This window comes from Robiginitalea sediminis, assembly GCF_002198115.1.
Lineage (GTDB): Bacteria > Bacteroidota > Bacteroidia > Flavobacteriales > Flavobacteriaceae > Robiginitalea > Robiginitalea sediminis.
Window position 1 is genome coordinate 1 of sequence record NZ_NGNR01000004.1, and the last position, 19510, is coordinate 19510.

The window sequence follows — 19510 nt, forward strand, 5'->3', positions numbered from 1 at the left end:
AAGCATGGAAACAATCTGCGTTTCTGTGAATCTGCTCTTCTTCATGATCTAAAAATAGTTGATTTTTAAACTGTCCGAAAAACAGGGAAGCCTTCAGGGCCTGCAAATGCCGGCCCGGCCGGCAAACGAAGAATTGTAGCTATTGCGGTGCCGCCAGCGGAGGTGCGATTTGTCAAACAAATGAAAAGCACGGAGCGACCAGCGGCAGCCGCGGTTTTGCGAAAGCAAAAATCGCCTTCAATTCTTCGAAGAAAGGTCCTTTTCTTTGCCTCTTTCTTTTGGACCAGCAAAAGAAAGAGGAATATAGAGCGCCTGCCAAAAGTGGCAAATCAGGGGAGGTGGAGCACCGCCCCCACCGACCCCCTCTTAACAACTCTTTAAGACTTCCCCCCTCCCCCTTTTCATACCTTTAGCCGACTAACTAACGAAACCAAAATGAGAAAACTTTTACTCCTTGGGCTGCTGCTTTCTGCGGTAGCTGGCGTTGCACAGGATTTTAACATGAAATGGGCGGGGGACGTGAAACCCCGCAACATCGGCCCGGGCGGGATGAGCGGGCGGGTTACGGCCATTGATGTGGTTACCGAAAACCCGGATGTCATGTACGTGGGGACCGCCTCCGGGGGGCTCTGGAAGTCCACCTCCGGTGGGATTAAATGGGAGCCCATTTTCGATAAAGAGGTAACAGCCAGCATCGGGGCTGTGGCCATCCAGCAATCCAACCCTTCCGTGATCTGGGTGGGGACCGGGGAAGGCAACCCCAGGAACTCCCTGAACGGGGGCTACGGGGTGTACCGCAGCCTGGACGGGGGCAAGTCCTGGAAGAACATGGGCCTGGAGAACACCCGCCACATCCACCGGATCATCATAGACCCCACAGACCCCAACACCGTGTATGTAGGGGCCATTGGTTCCCCCTGGGGGGAGCACCCGGAGCGGGGGGTATTCAAGACCACCGACGGGGGCAGGACCTGGAACAAGATCCTCTTTGTAAACAACAAAACCGGGGTGGGCGACATGGTCATGGACCCGACCAACCCCAATAAACTCATTGTGGGCATGTGGGAGCACAAGCGCTGGCCCTGGTTCTTCGAGTCCGGGGGCCCTGGCAGCGGGCTGTACATGACCCACGACGGGGGGGAGACCTGGAAGCAGCTCACCGAGAAGGACGGCCTGCCCAAGGGGAACCTGGGGCGTATTGGCCTGGCCATTGCCGCCGGGAAACCCAACATCGTCTACGCCCTGGTGGAAGCCAAGAAAAACGCCCTGTACAAATCCACGGACGGGGGCTTTACCTGGAACAAAATCAACGATAAGAACGACATCGGCAACCGGCCGTTCTACTACAGCGATATCTTCGTGGACCCGGAGAACGAGAACCGCGTTTACTCCGTCTTTACCTATGTAAACGTCTCCGAGGACGGCGGCAAGAACTTCACCGAGCTCATGCCCGCCTACGGGGTAGACAACGGGGTGCACCCGGACCACCACGCCTGGTGGATCCACCCCACTAACGGGCAGTTTATGATGGACGGGAACGACGGGGGGCTCAACCTCACCCGGGACGGGGGCAAGACCTGGCGCTTTGTGGGCAACCTGCCCGTGGCCCAGTTCTACCACATTGCCGTAGACCACGAATACCCCTACAACGTATACGGGGGGATGCAGGACAACGGCTCCTGGCGCGGGCCGGCCTATGTATGGCGCGCCCAGGGCATCCGCAACAGCTACTGGCAGGAAATCGCCTTCGGGGATGGGTTTGACGTGGTGCCGGACCGGGACGATTCCCGCTACGGCTACGCCATGAGCCAGCAGGGCTTTGTGCGCCGCTACGACTGGATGACGGGCAACGACTACACCGTGCGCCCCACCCCGCCGGACGACACCACCGAGCTGCGCTTTAACTGGAATGCCGGCATCGGGCAGGACCCCTTCGACAACAGCACGGTATACTTCGGCTCGCAGTTTGTGCACAAGAGCACGGACAAGGGCCTGACCTGGGAGGTGATCTCCCCGGACCTGACCACCAACGACCCGGAAAAACAAAAGCAAAGCGAGAGCGGGGGGCTCACTATGGACGCCACCGGGGCCGAGAACCACTGTACCATCCTGGTCATTGAACCCTCCCCCGTGGAGCGGGACATGCTCTGGGTGGGGACGGACGACGGCCGCGTGCACATCACCCGCAACGGGGGCCAGTCCTGGACGGAGGTCACCGCCAACATCAAAGGCCTGCCCAAGGGCAGCTGGGTGCCTCAGATCCGCGCGTCGGCCAACAACCCGGGGGAAGCCCTGCTGGTGGCCAACGACTACCGCCGCTTTAACTATACCCCGTACGCCTACCGCACCCGCGACTACGGCAAGACCTGGACGCGCATCGTGGACGGGAATGACGTGGCCTCCTACGTGCTCTCCATCCTGGAGGACCCGGAGAACCCCAAGCTGATGTTCCTGGGTACGGACGACGGGCTCTATATGAGTATGGACGCCGGGGATAGCTGGACCAAGTGGCAGCACGGGTACCCGACGGTATCCACCAAGGATCTGGTAATCCACCCGAGGGAGCAGGATTTGGTCATTGGCACCTTCGGGCGCTCGGCCTGGGTGCTGGACGACATCCGGCCCCTGAGGGCCATTGCGGCCAACCCGGCCGTACTGGGCAAGGACATTGCCATGTTCCCCTCCCCCACGGCCTACCACGCCGCCTACCAGCAGCCCACCGGCAGCCGATTCGGCGGGGATGCCCTCTACAATGCGGAAAACCGCCAGGGCGGGGCTATGATTACCTACTTCCTGAAGGAAGGCGCTGCCGGGATGGCCAAGGCCAAAAAGGAAGATAAAGAGGAAGATGCCGGGGAATCCGAGGGCAAAACCGCCACCAAGGACTCCGTGATTTTCAAGTTCTACGACGGGGAGCGGCTGATCCGCACCCTGAAATACAAGACGCCGGATTCGGCCGGGCTGCACCGCATTTACTGGGGCCTGGACGAGGCCGGGGCCGACAACCCCTCCCGTTCCCTGCGCCAGCGCAACCGGGAACCCGGAGGGCCGGATGTAAAACCCGGCACCTACAAGGTGGTAGCCCACTTCGGGGAGGCCAAGGATTCCACCACGGTAACGGTGGAAACCGACCCCCGCCTGGAGGTGTCTGCCAAAGCCATCGCCGATGCCTACACCGCTTCCAGGCAACTGGAGGCCTGGCAGCAAACCGCGGCCGATGCCGTGAAGCAGCTGGCCCAGAGCAAGCAGGTGGCCGAGGAACTGCAGAAAACCCTGAAGGAAAAGGACAAGGACGGCTTTAAGGACGAGCAGAAGGCCGCCAAAGACATCGTGAAGCAGATCGATTCGGTGATGGCCCTGTACATCGGCAAGGAAGACAAGCGGCAGGGGATTACCCGCAACCCGGAGATGACCGTGACCACCCGCCTGCGCAATGCCTATGGCTACGCCGCCAGCCGCCCGGGAGGGCTGACGGCCACCGAGCGCCGCCTGATGCAGTACGCCGAGGCCGAGCTGAAAAAAGCCCTGGAGGCGACCAACGCCTTTTTCGCGGAAGACTGGAAGGCCTTCCGCACCCAGATGGAGACCCTGGACCTGTCTCCGTTTAAGGAAACGGAAACCTTTTCCATGGAATAAACGTCCTATACGACAACCTTAAACCTGAGATATGAAACATTTTGCACTAATTGCGGCCCTGGCCCTGCTGGCCTCCTGTAAACAGGAGCCCAAAGAGCCCTCGGTGGCCGAGACCCTGGAGTCCTACACCATTGCCCAGATGATGGACAACGAGAGCGTGGGGGGCGGCAGCTTTTCGCCGGACAACTCCAAACTGCTGGTACACAGCAACCGCTCCGGCATCTACAACGTCTACGCGGTAAGCACCGCAGACGGCACCTGGATGCCGGTCACGGAGTCGGACAGCTCCTCGGCCTTTGCCATCTCCTATTTCCCGAAGGACGAGCGCAAGCTCTTCCGCATGGACAACAACGGGGATGAGATCTGGCACATCTACCTGATGGAAGAAGACGGGACCTCCCGGGACCTTACCCCGGATGCCGGGGCGCGGGCCTGGTTTGCCCGCTGGACCCAGGACAAATCCGGGTTCTTCTTTACCTCCAACAAGCGGGACAACCGCTTCGAGGACTTGTACCTGATGGATGCCGAGACCCTGATCCCGACCCTGGTCTACCAGAACGACGACGGGTACGACCTGCAGGCCATCTCCCACGACCAGAAGTGGCTGGCCCTGTCCAAGGCCATCAACACCAACGATTCGGACCTGTTCCTGCTGAATATGGAAACCGCAGACCTCATCCAGGTAAACGAGAACCAGAGCGCCAACAGCGCCGAGGACTTCAGCCTGGACAACACCGGCCTGTACTACACCACAGACGACGGGGCGGAGTTTGCCTACCTGATGCGCTTCGATTTGAACAACGGCACAAGGGAGAAGGTCCTGGAGCGGGAATGGGACATTATGGGCAGCTCGTTTACGGACAATGGCAAGTACCAGGTGACCTACATCAACGAGGACGCCAAGAACACCATCGAGGTGGTGGAGGTGGCCACGGGGGAGGCCCTGGAGCTGCCGGCCATGGAAGGGATGGAAATTACCAGTGTCGGGTTTTCCCAGGACGAAACGGCCATGCGCTTTTTCGCCGGGGGCTCCCACACCCCGTCTAACCTCTATGTCTACGACCTGGAGAGCAAGGAGATGACCCAGCTTTCCGATGTACTGAACCCGGAGATCAACCCCGCCCACCTGGTGAAGGCCAGCGTGGTGCGCTTCCCGTCCTTCGACGGGGTGGAGATCCCGGCCATCTATTACCGGCCCCACCAGGCCAGTGCGGAAAACCCCGCCCCGGCCCTGGTATGGGTACACGGGGGCCCCGGGGGGCAGTCCCGCCAGAATTTCAACAGCTTTCTGCAATACCTGGTCAACCACGGGTATGCCGTGCTGGCAGTGAACAACCGCGGCAGCTCCGGCTACGGGAAGACCTTCTACCAGATGGACGACCGCAACCACGGGGATAAGGACCTCAAGGACTGCGTGGCCGGGAAGGACTGGCTGGCAACCCAAGAGGAAATCGATGGGGAGAAAATCGGCATCCTGGGGGGCTCCTACGGGGGCTATATGGTGATGGCCGCCCTGACCTATGCCCCGGAGGAATTCGACGTGGGGGTAAACCTCTTCGGGGTGACCAACTGGGTGCGTACCCTGCGTTCCATCCCGCCCTGGTGGGCCTCCTTCAAAGATGCCCTCTACCAGGAGCTGGGAGACCCCTACAGCGCCGACTCTGTGCGCCTCAAGGCCATTTCGCCCCTGTTCCATACGGATAAGGTGACCAAGCCGCTTATCGTACTGCAGGGCTCCCAGGACCCCCGCGTGCTGCAGGTGGAATCCGACGAGATCGTAGCCGGGGTGCGCGCCAACGGCGTGCCAGTGGAATACGTGCTCTTTGAGGACGAGGGCCACGGGTTTGTCAAGAAGGAAAACCAGATTGAGGCCTACAGCCAGGTGCTGAACTTCCTGGATTCCTACCTGAAGGAGGAGCAGGCAGCGCCCATCCGGGACGATGCCATGGAGCAGCCCGAGATGGAGGAAGGCGAGGCTGCGGAGGGGCAGTAGGCCGTCAGGGGGCGCCCCCCACCGACAACCTACGCATACATTCTGTAACTTGCATGCATGTTTAGAATAAAATTTCTCGCAGCGACAGGCCGCATCCTCGGCCTGTTGCTGTTTTGTCTGATTTTGAACCCCCTGCAGGCCCAGGACAACGGGGAGGACGAACTGGGGGCCTGGTACATGTACTTCGGCACCAACCGCGTTTCGGAGCGGTGGAGCATCCACAGCGAGGCCCAGTTCCGCTTCTACGACCTGGCCAGCAACTTTAACCAGCTGCTGCTGCGCACCGGGGCCAACTACCACATTTCGGACCGGGCCATCGCCACCCTGGGATACGCCTATATCTGGACAGACCCCACTTTTGAGGACGGGCCGGCCCTGCCGGACCGCATTGCCGAACACCGGATCTTCCAGCAATTCCTGCTCTACAACCAGGTGGGCCGGTTCCGGTTTGAACACCGCTACCGCCTGGAGCAGCGCTTCCTGGACTTCGACGGGCCCACCGACACCCAGCACCGGGCGCGCTACCGCCTGCAGGTCACCTACCCCCTGGGGGACACGTATTTCCTGAATGCCTACGACGAGGTCTTTATCAACCTGCAGGAGCCCCTTTTCGGGCAGAACCGGCTCTACTTGGCCCTCGGAGCCCGGCTGAGCCCGGCGCTGAGCCTGCAGGCCGGTTACCTGCTGAACAGCTTTACCGGGGCCGATTACCACCGCCTCCAACTCGGGGTCTTCTTCAATCCTGACCTACGAAAAAAACCTTCCCAGCCATGAAATCCGAAACGGTCTCCTTTACCTCCGCCAACGGCCAGAACCTCTCCGGCCGCCTGGAACTCCCCCCGGACCGCCTGCCCCACCAATACGCCATTTTTGCCCACTGTTTTACCTGCTCCAAGGACCTGAAGGCCGTGCGGGAGATTTCCCGGGCCCTAAGCCGGGAGGGCTTCGGGGTCCTGCGGTTCGACTTTACGGGCCTGGGCAGCAGCGAGGGCGATTTTGCCGCCACCAATTTCAGCGGGAATGTAGAGGACCTGCTGGCCGCTTCGGCCTTCCTTGAGGAGGAGTACCTGGCCCCTGCCCTGCTGGTGGGGCATTCCCTGGGCGGGGCAGCCGTACTGGCGGCCGCCTTCCACCTCCCGGCCGTCAAAGCCGTGGCCACCCTGGGGGCCCCGGCCAACCCGGCCCATGTGACCCACCTGTTGAGCCATAAAATAGACACCATTGAGGAGGAAGGAAGCGCCGAGGTGCGCATAGGCGGGAGGCCTTTCCGCATCCGCCGGCAGTTTCTGGAGGACCTGGAGGAGCACCCCCTGGAAGGGCGCCTGAAGGAACTGAACAAAGCCCTGCTGCTGATGCACAGCCCCCAGGATACCATCGTGGAGATCCGCAATGCCGAGGCGCTTTACAAAGCGGCCAAACACCCCAAGAGTTTTGTGAGCCTGGACGGGGCAGACCACCTGCTGGGCCGCCCGCAGGACGCCGCCTACGCCGGGAAGGTCATTGCCGGGTGGGCCTCCCGCTACCTCCCTGCCCCGGAAGCGCCTGTGCTGGAAAGCGCCCACCAGGTGGTGGCCAGCCTGGATGCGGACGCGGGCTTTACCACGGAAATGCGGGTGGGCAGCCACCGGGTTACCGCCGATGAGCCAGTGGATTTCGGGGGGAATAATTTCGGGCCCTCTCCCTATGAGCTGGTTTCGGCAGGGTTGTCGGCCTGCACGGTGATGACCCTGCAAATGTACGCCCGCCGCAAGGGGTGGGACCTGCAGAACGCGGAGGTGCACACCTCCTACAGCAAGGACCACGCACTGGATTCACGGGGTTTTGAACAGGACAGCGCCAAGATAGATACCTTCCGCAGGGTGTTGCGCCTTTCCGGGAACCTGGATCAGGCCCAGCGCCAGCGCCTTGTGGAAATTGCCGAAAAATGCCCGGTACACCGGACCCTGCACAGCACCACCCAGGTGCTGACCTCCCTGATGGAAGAAGGACGGGGGGGTTGAATGGCCTGCCTAAATTGCGTACTTTTAAACCAAACCCTAAAAACAGAGAAATGAAAAAAATAAGCACAACTCTTCTGGCGCTCTCCCTTTTGGCCGGCATCGGCTGCAAGGAGGCCAAGAAAGAAGCCGAACAGGCCGCCGAGGAAGTGGAGGAGACCATGGAAGAAATGAAGGAGGAGGTCATGGAAAAGACCATCAGCTTCACCATGGAACCCAAAAGCGACAGCGGGGTACAAGGCGAGGTCACCTTTACCGAAAAAGACGGGATGGTTACCATGCACGCCACCTTCTCCGGCCTGACTCCCGGGGAGCACGCCATCCACATCCACCAGACCGCAGACTGCTCTGCCGACGACGGGACCTCTACCGGCGGGCACTGGAACCCGACCAGCGAGCCGCATGGGAAATGGGGCGATGAAGCAGGGTACCACAAAGGGGACATCGGCAACTTTACTGCCGATGCCGACGGCAACGGGATGGTGCACTTTGAAACCGAACAGTGGTGCCTCGGGTGCGGGGACCCGGCCAAGGACCTGATGGGCAAGGCCGTTATCGTACACCAGGGGACAGACGACTTTACCTCCCAGCCCAGCGGTGCCGCCGGTGCGCGCATCAGCTGTACCGGGATTATCGAGTAGCGGAGTTACACCACCAAAAATGAGAAAAGGCCGGGGAGACCCGGCCTTTTCCTTCATTCAAATTTCACACACGAAACGCCCTTGAATGGAGGCGTTATACCTGGGCTTCCATGTTCTTGCGGAACTTGCGAAGCGATTGATGGGCGAAATACACCCGGATACTCAACGTGGTCATCAGCAGGAGCCAAACGGCAAAGAGGAAGATTTCCATAACATATAGTTTTAGTAGGTTCTTTAGGTGCGGGGCCGGACTGGGAATCCGCCACGCGGTGATTGGGCTTTGGACCGACCAAATTACAAAAATTCCGTTAAACGGCCTGATAACAATTCACAGTTTTCGATTAACGGCATGGGCCTAACCCCCATACTGACAGGTCTTGAGTGGCTTTTTAAGGCCGGATATCCGTGCGAATTACTGTGTTAAGGAGTTGTTAAAGAAACATGACGATTCCCGAAAACCTAAAAGGCGGTTTCCCACCATCGGAAATAAAAAGTAATTTGCCCCCTGAAAACAGACCGCTACCTTGAACCCTTCAGCCTCGGGATGGATTAAGAAATTCGGGCACCTGGCCGCCCAGGCCACGCCCTATGCGGACTTCACGGCGCTGTACGACGACCTGCGCAAACTTGGCTTTGCCTACGGCATGAATGTGGGCATCCCCGCCTTTATTAGCCCCACCCACGAGCTCACCCAGGACGAGTGCGCCAAGCTCAACCTGTTCTACGGCCTCTACAGCACCCACCGCCTGGCGCGGCCCGAAGGGAGCTTTGCAGACTTCCTGGAATCGGTTTTCAGTTTCTACAAGGGGATAGATGTGGGGCGGGTTTCCTTCCTGCAAAAGATCCTGAGCGGGAAGAAGACCTCCTCCCAGCTCGAGAAACTCCTGGATTCCCGGATATACCTGGAGGCGAACGTGCTCTCGAAGACCTTCAACAGCATGATCACCAATTCCCTGCTGCAGATAGACGTGCTCACCTATAAAAGGTACTTGGACGGGGTAGACCACCCCAGGGAACACGCCCGCAACCTGGAATTCGTGGCGGTGAACATCGCCTACCAGGCCCTCAGCGCCAAACGCAAGAAGCCTTCGGACCAGCGCCTGAAAGACCTTTTCAGCGCCTCCCTGACCTATATGGAACAGCCTGTAAACGGGCTGGACATGAGTTACCGCCAGATGCTCCACGCCTACCGGGGCACCTGCGCCGCCCCCTACTTTATGGATGTGGCCTGCCTCACGGTTTGGGAGGATGCCAGCCTGGAGTATCTGGAATCGGAATTTGTCCTGAGCCTGGGCCACGAACTCGGGTTGGAAACCGCCGCCATCCGCGACGCCCTTTTTGCGGTGACGGACTTCTTTTCCCACTATGCAGACCAGCTTTCGGTCTTCAACAAGGAGAACTACTACGACAACATGTCTAAGGTGGTGGGCAAACTCATCCGCCGCAACAGCAAGCGACTGCAAACCGAACTTTCCCAAAGCCGGGAGCTGGTAGCTTTGCTCTCCAAATCTACCGTCAGGGAACTTACCCCGGAGGAGCGTAAACGCATACAGGAGCAACTGCTGGACGTCTTCAAAAGCATCCCGTCCCTGGCCATTTTTATGCTGCCCGGAGGGGCCGTGCTACTGCCTATTTTTATCTCGCTTATCCCGAAGCTCCTCCCGTCCTCCTTCGATGAAAACCGGGTGGATTCCGGGGCGGAAAACGAGGTATAAGAAAAATCTATGGTGAAGTTTTAATCCCTGTTTGCCAGGGTTTTGTAGCCATTTACTCCAACCAAAGCTTAAAATCCTTGACCCTTTCCCGGGCCACGATGATTTCCTGCTCCTTAAAGCGGGTGAGCTTGATTTTCAGGCGGGAATTTGTATAGGCTACGATGTCTGAAATGTGGTCGATGTGCACGTAGAATTTCCGGCTGACCCGGAAGAACATTTCCGGGGAGAGCTCCTCCTCCAATTGTTCCAGGGTGGTGTCCAGCAGGTAGGAACGGCCTTCGGTCGTGGCGGCATAGGTCCCCTTGTTTTCGCTGTAGAAACACTCGATCTCATCCGCATGCAGGATCTTGATGTGTTGCCCCACCCGGGCAGTAAACCGTTTTTTGAATTCCCGCTCCACCGGGTTGACCAACAGCTTGCGGATGTCCTCGAAATCGACCGACAGGGGTGCCCGCCCGGGCTTCTGTTCCCGGTACTGGTTCAGCGCAGCCCGAAGCTCGTCCGGGTCGATGGGTTTGAGCAGGTAGTCCACGCTGTTCAATTTAAAGGCCTGCAGGGCGTATTCGTCGTAAGCCGTGGTAAAAACGATGGGGGACTTCACCTTTACGGCATCGAAAATCTCAAAGGAGAGCCCGTCAGAGAGCTGGATATCCAGGAAGATGAGTTCCGGGGCCTGGTTTTCGGAAAACCAGCGGATGGATTCCTCCACCGAATGGAGGGTGTGGGCCACCTCTACCCCTTCCTGCTCCAGCATCCGGGCCAGGCGGCGGGCTGCCGGCTTTTCGTCTTCAATTATGAGTACCTGCATGGACATGATTATTTGTACTTATCGGCTTCCCGCTGGTCTTCCTCCATAAACTTCCGCAACTGGCGTTCTTCCCATTGCCTGCCGAAGATACCATTTATCCCGAAGACATGGATGGCGTGGAACGCCAACCCGATGCCCCAGAAGAGGGGGGTGGAGAAAAAGGCCCACAGGGAGACCTTCTGGGGCTGCCACCCGGTCTGTACCAGAAGGGAGCCCACAATCATCAGGTTGATGACCAGGTATACCGCAAGGTGGACGTAGAAGCCCTTGATCTGTTCCACGCGCTTTTTGGCGCGCTGGAGTTTGTCCGAATTATTCATAGCGTTCGTTTTTGATAAAGGCATCGGCCTGTTGGACCTCCTCCTCCAGGATTTTCTTCAATTGTTTCTCTTCCCACTTGCTGCCCAGGACCTTCTGCAGCCCGAAGACCCGGAAGGCATGGAAGGCCAGGCCCAGGCCCCAGAGCCCGGGGGTCCATAGGGAAGGCGCCCTGAATAGGGGTTCGCCCTGGTGGGCGCTTGCCAGGGCAATTCCCAGCAGGATGAGCGCATTGAGGATCAGGTACACCCCCAGGTGGATGCGGAACCCTTTGATCTGCTCCACGCGCTTCTCGGCGCGCTGGCGTTTGTAAAAGGTCCGGGTATCCGCCCCGGGAACCTCGCTTGGGTAGGTCTGGTTTTTGGTTTTCATGGCTGCGTGTTGTTATGGGTTATTCCCACCGGCCGGTTTTCTCGTCCTCTTCCATGAATTCCCGGAGCTTGCGCTCCTCCCAGCTGCGGGTAAAGAAGGGGTTCCAGCGGAACACCTTCACTGCATGGAAGAAGAGCCCGATCCCCCAGCCGAAAGCGGCCCAGAGGAACCATTTGTACCCCCAGAAGGTGATGTAGTTCACCACCGCCAGAAGGGTGATCACGAAAATATAGGAGGTCAGGTTCCCGTAGAATTTCTTGAGTTCCTCCACGCGCTCCTTGGCGCGGATGTATTTGTTTTCCTTGTTGAAATCTTCCATGGTTTCTGGTTTATAGGTCGTCTTTAGACATGAATTCGCGGATTTTGCGGGCCTCCCAGTCCTTGCCCAGAATCAGGTCATAGCCGTAGGCCTGCAGCCCGTGCATGGCCAGGCCGAAGCCCCAGCCGATGGCGGGGAAAACGGCCCAGGGAAAGGAGGTGGTGCGCCAGTTGAGCCAGGCCAGGAACGGGATCACGATGATGTAGGCCAGCAGGTTGGTGTAAAACCCCTTGATGCACTCCACTTTGCGGCGTGCCCGGAGGTAGCGGTCGGATTGGATGTTGTTTTCCATGATGTTCGATTTTTGATGGTTACAGGACAAAGGTGCCACTTGCAGCCCGAAGGCAAAAAGAGTTCCGACCGAATTGTCGAATTCCGTCCCCGAACCGGGGCGCAGGCCTCAGAAATCGTCCCGCTCCATCAGCTCCCGGATCTTGCGCTCCTCCCAGCGCTTGCCCCAAAGCGGGTTATACCCATAGGCCTCCAGGCCGTGCATCAGCAGGCCAAAGCCCCACCCCAGGGCGGGGAAGACGGACCAGGGGAAATCCGTGGTCCGGGTATTGAGCCAGATCAGGAAGGGGATGACTATCAGGTAGGAAGCCAGGTTGCCATAGAATTGCTTGATGGACTCGAGCTTCTCCTTGGCTTTCTGGTAGCGCTTGTCGCGGATGTATTCGGCGCTGGCCTGTACGGTGCCCACCTGGTGGGTCAGTACGGGCAGGGCCACGCGGAACTGCCCCCCGCCCTTGCCAATCTGTACCTGGCGCTCGGTGAGCAGGCCATAGCGCTGGCGGATGTTTTCCAGGCCCACCCCGCTGGATTTCTTTACCACCTGCTTTTCCTGCAGGTTATTGGTGACCACCACATACCCGTCCTCTTCCCGCACGGTGATGTGCAGGGGGCGGGAGGAGGTCACCACATTGTGTTTTACAGCATTCTCCAGCAAGAGCTGCAGGGAGAGGGGTACAATCTTGGCCTCCGGGTTTACCGACGCCTCCGGGATGTCGAAGACAATGCTGTCCTCGAAGCGCATCTTCAGCAGGCGCACATAGGTGCGGGCAAAGGCAAACTCCTCGTCTACCGGGACCAGTTCCTTGTTCTTTTGCTCCAGCACATAACGGTACACCTTGGAGAGGGAGGTGGTAAACCGCTGGGCGGCCTCCGGGTCTTCCTCGATAAGGCTGGTCAGCACATTGAGGCTGTTGAACAGGAAATGGGGGTCCAGCTGGTTTTTCAGGGCGTCGAACTGGGCCGAGGCCGTGCGGGCAATGATCTTTTGCTCCTTCACCCGGTTCTCCTGCCGCTGTTTGTAGTAATAAAAGGCATAGAAGATGCCGGATACCACCAGGGCGATGAGCACGCTCACCGAATAATACCCCGCCCCCTGAATGGACAGGAACTCGGCGAAGGTGATGCGCCAGATAGCCAGGGCCACCACCATATGGGCCAGGAATACGGCCCCGACCGTCATAAACGCGTGGGCCACCAGGCTCAGGGCCAGGTTCTTCCAGTAAAAAACGCGGGGCCCGAAACGCTGCATGGCCGCGCGGAAGATCACGTAGTTGGACATGTAGATGATCCAGCTGAAGACCATGTGCTCCAGGAAATCGGAGGCCAGGTCCAGGTTGAGGCGGATGGGGCGGCCGTTCCAGAAATAGATCAGCAGAAAGACCACGTAAATGGCAATGCCCACAATGGTTGCCCGTCCCAGTTCCTTAAAGATGCGTTTCATGCGTATTCGGTATTGGCCTGCCTTAAGACGAAGATACCAAATCTCCGCGGCCCGGCAGGGGTTTCTGCAAAGATGGGGCGCGGGCGGGGTTTAAGCCATTCCAACTTACCGAACCGTAGGAATCCGCCCCTGAACCGTAAGGGCCATTTCCCTACCTTTACGGCCTATGTACATCCCGCCCAAATACCGAAACGAAGACCCCGGGGCCATCCGCTCCTTTGTGGAGCGCCACGCCTTCGGGATCCTGGTAAGCCCCGGGGAACCCACCCCAATGGCCACCCACCTCCCCCTGGAACTCGCAGAGGCCGAACCGGGCCAATGGGTCCTGCACGGCCATTTTGCCCGGGCCAACCCCCAGTGGAAAACCATCGCAGACGGGCAGGAGGTGTTGTGCATCTTCAGCGGGCCCCACAGCTATGTCTCTTCCTCCTGGTACCAGGACGAGGAGGTGCCTACCTGGAACTACATGGCCGTCCACCTGACCGGCACGTATCGCCAGCAGACCGAAACCGAACTCTGGGCCTCCCTCCACCAGATGGTGGATAAGTACGAAGCCGATTCCGAAACGCCCCTGTCCCTGCACGATCTTTCGGAAAAGACCCTCCGGCAGGTGCGCGGCATTGTGGGCTTTACCATAACGGTGACTCGCCTGGAGGCCGCCTTTAAGCTCTCCCAGGGCCGGGAAGCGGACCACGGGCGGATCGTTTCCGAGCTGCGCAAAAGGGGCGGGGGTTCCGCCGCCATCGCAGATGCCATGGACCCCGGGGACACCCCTTGAGGATTTCGGGCAAATTCGATACCTTTAAGAAAAATAACCTGCCATGTTGGAAAGTAAATTCTGGCAGGGCTTCTTCGCCCTTGCCCCGTTTATCGCCATTGTACTGCTCATTGGCGGATACGCCGTCTTCCTGTTCTCCATTTTCGGGAACATCGACCAGATCGAAAACTCAGACGGTCCGCCCATGGCGGTCTTCGGGGGGATTGGATTCTTGCTGGCCATGGTGTTCCTGATGATTGCCGTGAGCCTGGGCAGCCTGGTCTTTTACATTGTCCATGCGGTGAAAAACCCCAACATGCAGCACAATAACCTGCTGCTGGTTTGGATCCTGCTGTTCATCTTTGCCAACGGCATCGGGCAGCTGATTTACTGGATTGTGGAAATCCTGGGGAAAAAGGATACCCCCACCCAGACCCCTTAAAATGCAGCGCCGACGCTTTGTAAAACGTGCAGGCCTGGGCCTGGCCGCCGCCGCCCTCCCCTTGCCTGCCTGGACGAGCCCCATGGAAGAACCGTCCTTATCCCTGGCCCAATGGTCCCTGCACCGCGCCCTTTTCGAAGGGTCGCTGAAGGCCGTGGATTTTCCGCGCGTGGCGGTGGAGACCTTCGAGATCCGCGCCGTGGAATACGTCAACCAGTTTTATACCGACCACCTGGGCAGCACCACCTTCTGGCGGGAGCTCAAAGCCCGGACCGACGCCCTAGGAGTCACCAACCTGCTCATTATGATAGACGACGCCGGGCTTTTGGGGGACCCCGCTAAGACCGCTCGCCATAATGCCGTGGAGGCACACCTGCGCTGGGCGGACGCTGCAGCACAGCTGGGATGTCATTCCATCCGGGTGAACGCCTTTGGCCCCGGGCCCCGGGAGGCCCTGCGCGGCGCCCTGACCGACGGCCTGGGCCAACTCACTGAAAAAGCTGCAGCACTGGGCGTGAATGTCCTGATTGAAAACCATGGGTTCCACACCTCCGACGGGGCGTTTATTACCGGGATTATCCGCGAGGTGGGCCACCCAGGGCTCGGGACCCTCCCGGATTTCGGGAACTGGTGCCTCAATGCCGAATGGGGCAGTACCATGGGTGGGAACTGCAGTGAGAATTACGGCCCGGAGAAAGGCCTGGCCGATTTCCTGCCCTTTGCCGGAGGGGTAAGCGCCAAATCCTACGATTTCGATGCCTCCGGCAATGAAACCCTGCTGCCGTACCGCAACCTGTTACAGCAGGTGAAGGATTCCGGTTTTACCGGGCATATCGGCATTGAATACGAAGGGTCCCGGCTGGGGGAACCCGAAGGCATCCGGGCCACAAAAGACCTTATTTTGCGCCTCTGGCCAGAGCTGGACTAAGGATGGAAAACCGAACCCCACAGCGGCAGGGACTGCACATTGTCCCCTACTCCCCACGCTACGCCAAAGCCTTCCACGACCTGAACAAGGCCTGGATAGACCGCTACTTCCGGATGGAACCCATAGACCACTTCATTCTGGAGGAACCGCAAACCCATATCCTGGACCCCGGCGGGGCCATCTGGGTGGCTTTGATGGAAGACACCCCGGTAGGGGTATGCGCACTGATGCCGGACCACGAGGCGCCGGACACCTACGAGCTCACCAAAATGGGCGTAGACCCCGGGTACCAGGGGCTGGGCATTGGCTATGCCCTGGGGCGCGCCGTGCTGGACGGGGCCAGATCGATGGGCGCCCGGCGGGTCTACCTGGAGAGCAACACCGTCCTGGAGCCCGCCATCCGGCTGTACCGGAAGCTGGGATTTACCGAATTCGAAGGCCGGCACTCCCCCTATTCCCGCTGCAACATCCAGATGGAAATCCGGTTTGCGGACCGGTAGGCTACAATTCAGCCCCGGCATTCGACAATTGGGTAAGTGCGGATTGGCTAAAGCGACTATAAATCGGAGTTTTGAGGTGTAATCATCAAAAAACCCAACCCTTATGAAAACTGTTTTGCTTTCCGTTTTTACCCTTTTCTGCTCCTTTGGGGCATTTGCGCAAGCCGATGGCGTTACCGTAACGGTAACCCTGGAAAATGTCCTGAACGACCAGGGAGAGATCCTGGCAGCCATCCACAGAGAGGATACCTTTATGCGGGGGCCGGGCCTGGACAATTACAAAGGCGCTGCCCAGGCAGGCCAGGTGGTCCTGGTATTTGAAAACGTGCCTCCCGGGACCTATGCCGTGAGTGTCCTGCACGATCTGAACGCCAACGGCCGCATGGACTTTGAACCCAGCGGGATGCCCAAAGAGCCCTATGCCATGAGCGGGAACCTGATGGAGATGGGCCCTCCCACCTTTGCCGGGTCCTCCTTCGAGGTGGGCGGGGAAAACGTCAGCATCAGCCTGAGGTTCTAAACCACACCATTGCTTTAAAAGACCACCCGCCTCGGGTGGTTTTTTTATGGTCCCCGTTGTACTTCATGCCGACTTACTTTAAAACACTGCCAGCAGGCAAAGGTTTAGGCGGGAGCCCCTATCTTTGTATGTTACCCTGGCAACACCTGTCCTCATGCAACAAAGTATTTTCGAAATCCCGAAAATGGACTGCCCCTCAGAGGAACACCTGATTCGCATGAAACTGGAGGGGTTTCCCGGGGTAGAGGGATTGGAATTCGATATCGAAAACCGCAAACTGGTGGTGTATCACCAGGGGCCACACCAACCGATAGAAGCCTCTATCCGGGACCTCAACCTGGGTGGGCGTCATATATCCACAGCACCTGCTGGTGCTACCCGGGCCGGGGAGGAATCCCAGCAGCGCAGGTTGTTATGGGCGGTACTGATTATCAATTTTTCCTTTTTCCTGATCGAATTGGTAACCGGCTGGGTTTCCAGATCCATGGGATTGGTGGCAGACAGCCTTGACATGTTAGCCGATTCCCTGGTATACGGTATGAGCCTCCTGGCAGTGGGCGGGACCCTGAACAAAAAAAAGCAAATCGCAAAAATAGCAGGGGTTTTTCAAATGGCACTCGCAATAATGGGATTTGCCGAAGTATTAAGGCGGTTTCTGAGCCAGGAGGCGTTGCCCAATTTTTCCACCATGATGGGGGTTTCCGCCCTGGCATTAATCGCCAATGCCATATGCCTTTATTTGCTCCAGAAATCCAGGGGCCGGGAAGAAGCCCATATGAAAGCCAGTATGATATTCACTTCCAACGATGTCATTATCAACCTGGGGGTAATCCTGGCCGGGTTTCTGGTGCATGTGCTTCAATCCAACAAGCCAGACCTGATTATAGGGACCATCGTTTTTGTCCTGGTAGTCCAGGGTGCCATGCGGATTCTGAAGCTCTCGAAATAGTGGAGGCAAAAAAAGCGCTGTTAGGAAACAGCGCTTATGCATATTGGGAAGCAAGGGTTTCCTGTCTACATCAGACCTGTTCGGCCAGCCAGGCTTTCATCATCCAGACGGTTTTCTCCTGTTCGGTGATAAAATCGCTCATCATAGCGTTGGTCCCTTCGTCCCCGGCCTCGTCCGAAGCGTCCAGGATATGGCGCTCGATCAGGAGCAGTTCCCGCAGGGAATCTACAATGAGGCGGATGGCCGCTTCATCCTTGCTCACGTTCCGGCCCACCGGTACTTTGGAAGCTGCGGTGTAGTCGTCGAAGGTGTGCAGGGGGGTGCCGCCCAGGGTGAGGATACGCTCGGCTACCATGTCTACCTTCAGGTTGGCATCGGTATAGAGCTCCTCAAATTTGGCGTGGAGGTCGAAAAAGCTCCGGCCCTTGATATTCCAGTGAATCCCCCGGAGGTTCTGGTAATAGGTCTGGAAGTTGGCCAGCAAGGTATTCAGGTCCCCGGCCAGGGTTTTGGATTGTTCTGTGGATAATCCTATGCTATTGATTTTCATGGTCTTTACTCTTTTTTGGATTCATATAAATTTAATCTATTTTGTCGATGATAACCAGGGTTTTCTATAGGTATTTTTGATACCTTTATCGTGCCAATCCATAGCCTATGACCATTACCCAACTCCAATACGTGCTGGCCGTTGCCGAACACCGGAACTTTACCCTGGCAGCCGAAAAAAGCTTTGTAACCCAGCCCACCCTGAGTATGCAGGTACAGAAACTGGAAGACGAGCTGGGGCTGCAGATCTTCGACCGGGGAAAAAAACCCATCGCCATTACGGAAGCCGGGCGGAAAATCGTGGACCAGGCCCGCAATATTGTGCAGGAAGCCGCACGCATCCGCGATATCGTAGACCAGGAGAAAGGCTTTGTGGGGGGTACCTATACCCTGGGAGTGATCCCCACGGTGATGCCTACCCTGCTGCCCATGTTCCTGAAGACGTTCACCCAGAAGTACCCCAAGGTCCGCCTGGTGATCAAGGAGGTGAGTACCGAACGGATGATAGAAGACCTGCGGGAAGGCCACCTGGATGCAGGGATTGCCGCAACCCCCCTGGGGATCGAGAGCCTGGTGGAACGCCCCCTGTACTATGAACCTTTTGTGGCCTATGTGCCCCATGGGCACCGCCTGGAAAAGAGCGGAAAAATCGGACGGGAGGAGCTGGATCTGGAAGATGTCCTGCTACTGGAAGACGGGCATTGCTTCCGCGACGGGGTCATCAACCTCTGCCAGGCCATCCCGCGTACGGAAGATATGCCCTTCCAACTGGAGAGCGGGAGTTTTGAAACCCTGGTCAACCTGGTGGACGAAGGCCTGGGGATGACCCTGCTCCCCTACCTGCATACCATGGGGCTGGATGAAAAAAGGCAACGGATGCTGCGGTATTTCCAGGACCCGCCCCCGGCCCGGGAGGTAAGCCTGATCTACCACAAAAAGGAATTGAAGTACCAGATTACCGAGGCCCTGAAAGAGGTCATTGCCGCAGTGGTACGCGGGGCCATTGCCTTTCAGGACGTGCAGATTGTGAGTCCCAAACGGCAGATGGCATAAAAAAACCCCGCCAGGTGGCGGGGTAGTGATTTATGCCGGTAAATAGATCAATGCGGGTTGCAATTCAGGCTTGTCTGTGGTAAACTGAAGGAGCCATTGCCTGAGTTCTTCAATTTCGTTTGGCATCAGGCGCTCGATGGCTTTTTTGAGTTCCCTTCCAAACAGGCGGGCATCGAAACTTACTTTTTGGAGTACGGTTTTGGTGTACTCCAGCATCGCTCTAGCCATAGTCAGAATGTTATTTGGTGTGTTGTTGTTTCTACAAAATAACCCAAAAATCA

At 58.1% G+C, this 19510-nt stretch carries 21 protein-coding genes; 13 read left to right on the top strand and 8 right to left on the bottom strand.

Annotated elements, in window-relative coordinates:
* The first annotated feature begins 435 nt into the window (after positions 1-435).
* The 6 genes from CA832_RS12540 (at position 436) to CA832_RS12565 (ending at position 9982) form a co-directional block, all read left to right on the top strand.
* Complete coding sequence (locus CA832_RS12540) at positions 436-3636, top strand: VPS10 domain-containing protein (RefSeq protein WP_088341985.1); 3201 nt, start codon at positions 436-438, stop codon at positions 3634-3636.
* A gap of 31 nt (positions 3637-3667) precedes the next feature.
* Entirely contained in the window at positions 3668-5629 is a 1962-nt protein-coding gene (locus CA832_RS12545; protein ID WP_088341986.1) for a S9 family peptidase, read from the top strand.
* A 57-nt stretch (positions 5630-5686) separates the two neighbouring features.
* Complete coding sequence (locus tag CA832_RS12550; protein ID WP_088341987.1) at positions 5687-6403, top strand: DUF2490 domain-containing protein; 717 nt, start codon at positions 5687-5689, stop codon at positions 6401-6403.
* A complete protein-coding gene (locus tag CA832_RS12555) occupies positions 6400-7629 on the top strand; it encodes a bifunctional alpha/beta hydrolase/OsmC family protein (RefSeq protein WP_088341988.1) in 1230 nt (409 codons plus the stop codon). Before CA832_RS12550 ends, CA832_RS12555 begins: the two co-directional genes overlap by 4 nt.
* A gap of 50 nt (positions 7630-7679) precedes the next feature.
* On the top strand, positions 7680-8267 hold the full coding sequence (locus CA832_RS12560; RefSeq protein ID WP_088341989.1) for a superoxide dismutase family protein: 588 nt from the start codon (positions 7680-7682) through the stop codon (positions 8265-8267).
* A 524-nt stretch (positions 8268-8791) separates the two neighbouring features.
* Complete coding sequence (locus tag CA832_RS12565; RefSeq protein WP_088341990.1) at positions 8792-9982, top strand: LETM1-related biofilm-associated protein; 1191 nt, start codon at positions 8792-8794, stop codon at positions 9980-9982.
* 52 nt (positions 9983-10034) lie between these two features.
* On the opposite strand, the gene CA832_RS12570 is transcribed toward CA832_RS12565, so the two are convergent.
* From CA832_RS12570 to CA832_RS12595, 6 genes are all read right to left on the bottom strand, one after another.
* Positions 10035-10790 (bottom strand): LytR/AlgR family response regulator transcription factor, encoded by a 756-nt coding sequence (locus CA832_RS12570; protein WP_088342282.1) that lies wholly within the window; start codon positions 10788-10790, stop codon positions 10035-10037.
* Between the two features lie 8 nt (positions 10791-10798).
* Entirely contained in the window at positions 10799-11110 is a 312-nt protein-coding gene (locus CA832_RS12575) for a 2TM domain-containing protein (RefSeq protein ID WP_088341991.1), read from the bottom strand.
* Complete coding sequence (locus CA832_RS12580) at positions 11103-11480, bottom strand: 2TM domain-containing protein (RefSeq protein WP_088341992.1); 378 nt, start codon at positions 11478-11480, stop codon at positions 11103-11105. The genes CA832_RS12575 and CA832_RS12580 overlap by 8 nt, the downstream gene beginning before the upstream one ends.
* A 19-nt stretch (positions 11481-11499) precedes the next feature.
* Positions 11500-11799 carry a 2TM domain-containing protein gene (locus tag CA832_RS12585; protein ID WP_088341993.1) on the bottom strand — a complete coding sequence of 100 codons (300 nt, stop codon included), beginning with the start codon at positions 11797-11799 and terminating at the stop codon, positions 11500-11502.
* Between the two features lie 10 nt (positions 11800-11809).
* Entirely contained in the window at positions 11810-12091 is a 282-nt protein-coding gene (locus tag CA832_RS12590; RefSeq protein ID WP_088341994.1) for a 2TM domain-containing protein, read from the bottom strand.
* A 108-nt stretch (positions 12092-12199) separates the two neighbouring features.
* Positions 12200-13531: a 2TM domain-containing protein gene (locus CA832_RS12595; protein WP_088341995.1), complete on the bottom strand. Its 1332-nt coding sequence runs from the start codon at positions 13529-13531 to the stop codon at positions 12200-12202.
* Positions 13532-13697: 166 nt separating this feature from the next.
* Between CA832_RS12595 and CA832_RS12600 the strand changes: the two genes are divergently transcribed.
* The 6 genes from CA832_RS12600 to CA832_RS12625 all read left to right on the top strand — a co-directional run bounded on the left by CA832_RS12600 (position 13698) and on the right by CA832_RS12625 (position 17627).
* A complete protein-coding gene (locus tag CA832_RS12600; protein ID WP_088341996.1) occupies positions 13698-14309 on the top strand; it encodes an FMN-binding negative transcriptional regulator in 612 nt (203 codons plus the stop codon).
* Positions 14310-14352: 43 nt separating this feature from the next.
* On the top strand, positions 14353-14730 hold the full coding sequence (locus CA832_RS12605; RefSeq protein ID WP_088341997.1) for a hypothetical protein: 378 nt from the start codon (positions 14353-14355) through the stop codon (positions 14728-14730).
* A gap of 1 nt (position 14731) precedes the next feature.
* Positions 14732-15658: a sugar phosphate isomerase/epimerase family protein gene (locus tag CA832_RS12610; protein WP_088341998.1), complete on the top strand. Its 927-nt coding sequence runs from the start codon at positions 14732-14734 to the stop codon at positions 15656-15658.
* A 2-nt stretch (positions 15659-15660) separates the two neighbouring features.
* Positions 15661-16158, top strand: a complete 498-nt coding sequence (locus CA832_RS12615; protein ID WP_088341999.1) for a GNAT family N-acetyltransferase — start codon at positions 15661-15663, stop codon at positions 16156-16158.
* Positions 16159-16261: 103 nt separating this feature from the next.
* On the top strand, positions 16262-16678 hold the full coding sequence (locus CA832_RS12620; RefSeq protein WP_088342000.1) for a DUF2141 domain-containing protein: 417 nt from the start codon (positions 16262-16264) through the stop codon (positions 16676-16678).
* Positions 16679-16832: 154 nt separating this feature from the next.
* A complete protein-coding gene (locus CA832_RS12625) occupies positions 16833-17627 on the top strand; it encodes a cation transporter (protein ID WP_088342001.1) in 795 nt (264 codons plus the stop codon).
* Between the two features lie 70 nt (positions 17628-17697).
* On the opposite strand, the gene CA832_RS12630 is transcribed toward CA832_RS12625, so the two are convergent.
* Positions 17698-18177, bottom strand: coding sequence for a Dps family protein (locus CA832_RS12630; RefSeq protein WP_088342002.1), 480 nt, complete (start codon positions 18175-18177; stop codon positions 17698-17700).
* A gap of 107 nt (positions 18178-18284) precedes the next feature.
* On the opposite strand from CA832_RS12630, the gene CA832_RS12635 reads away from it, so the two are divergent.
* Positions 18285-19229, top strand: a complete 945-nt coding sequence (locus CA832_RS12635; RefSeq protein WP_088342003.1) for a LysR family transcriptional regulator — start codon at positions 18285-18287, stop codon at positions 19227-19229.
* Positions 19230-19259: 30 nt separating this feature from the next.
* On the opposite strand, the gene CA832_RS12640 is transcribed toward CA832_RS12635, so the two are convergent.
* A complete protein-coding gene (locus tag CA832_RS12640) occupies positions 19260-19457 on the bottom strand; it encodes a hypothetical protein (RefSeq protein ID WP_088342283.1) in 198 nt (65 codons plus the stop codon).
* Positions 19458-19510: the final 53 nt, after the last annotated feature.

Excerpts from the sequence above, each read along its gene's own strand:
- CA832_RS12540 (WP_088341985.1), top strand. The coding sequence starts at position 436 with ATGAGAAAACTTTTACTCCTTGGGCTGCTGCTTTCTGCGGTAGCTGGC.
- CA832_RS12545 (WP_088341986.1), top strand. The coding sequence starts at position 3,668 with ATGAAACATTTTGCACTAATTGCGGCCCTGGCCCTGCTGGCCTCCTGT.
- CA832_RS12550 (WP_088341987.1), top strand. The coding sequence starts at position 5,687 with ATGTTTAGAATAAAATTTCTCGCAGCGACAGGCCGCATCCTCGGCCTG.
- CA832_RS12555 (WP_088341988.1), top strand. The coding sequence starts at position 6,400 with ATGAAATCCGAAACGGTCTCCTTTACCTCCGCCAACGGCCAGAACCTC.
- CA832_RS12560 (WP_088341989.1), top strand. The coding sequence starts at position 7,680 with ATGAAAAAAATAAGCACAACTCTTCTGGCGCTCTCCCTTTTGGCCGGC.
- CA832_RS12570 (WP_088342282.1), bottom strand. The coding sequence starts at position 10,790 with ATGCAGGTACTCATAATTGAAGACGAAAAGCCGGCAGCCCGCCGCCTG.
- CA832_RS12575 (WP_088341991.1), bottom strand. The coding sequence starts at position 11,110 with ATGAATAATTCGGACAAACTCCAGCGCGCCAAAAAGCGCGTGGAACAG.
- CA832_RS12580 (WP_088341992.1), bottom strand. The coding sequence starts at position 11,480 with ATGAAAACCAAAAACCAGACCTACCCAAGCGAGGTTCCCGGGGCGGAT.
- CA832_RS12585 (WP_088341993.1), bottom strand. The coding sequence starts at position 11,799 with ATGGAAGATTTCAACAAGGAAAACAAATACATCCGCGCCAAGGAGCGC.
- CA832_RS12590 (WP_088341994.1), bottom strand. The coding sequence starts at position 12,091 with ATGGAAAACAACATCCAATCCGACCGCTACCTCCGGGCACGCCGCAAA.
- CA832_RS12595 (WP_088341995.1), bottom strand. The coding sequence starts at position 13,531 with ATGAAACGCATCTTTAAGGAACTGGGACGGGCAACCATTGTGGGCATT.
- CA832_RS12600 (WP_088341996.1), top strand. The coding sequence starts at position 13,698 with ATGTACATCCCGCCCAAATACCGAAACGAAGACCCCGGGGCCATCCGC.
- CA832_RS12605 (WP_088341997.1), top strand. The coding sequence starts at position 14,353 with ATGTTGGAAAGTAAATTCTGGCAGGGCTTCTTCGCCCTTGCCCCGTTT.
- CA832_RS12610 (WP_088341998.1), top strand. The coding sequence starts at position 14,732 with ATGCAGCGCCGACGCTTTGTAAAACGTGCAGGCCTGGGCCTGGCCGCC.
- CA832_RS12615 (WP_088341999.1), top strand. The coding sequence starts at position 15,661 with ATGGAAAACCGAACCCCACAGCGGCAGGGACTGCACATTGTCCCCTAC.
- CA832_RS12620 (WP_088342000.1), top strand. The coding sequence starts at position 16,262 with ATGAAAACTGTTTTGCTTTCCGTTTTTACCCTTTTCTGCTCCTTTGGG.
- CA832_RS12625 (WP_088342001.1), top strand. The coding sequence starts at position 16,833 with ATGCAACAAAGTATTTTCGAAATCCCGAAAATGGACTGCCCCTCAGAG.
- CA832_RS12630 (WP_088342002.1), bottom strand. The coding sequence starts at position 18,177 with ATGAAAATCAATAGCATAGGATTATCCACAGAACAATCCAAAACCCTG.
- CA832_RS12635 (WP_088342003.1), top strand. The coding sequence starts at position 18,285 with ATGACCATTACCCAACTCCAATACGTGCTGGCCGTTGCCGAACACCGG.
- CA832_RS12640 (WP_088342283.1), bottom strand. The coding sequence starts at position 19,457 with ATGGCTAGAGCGATGCTGGAGTACACCAAAACCGTACTCCAAAAAGTA.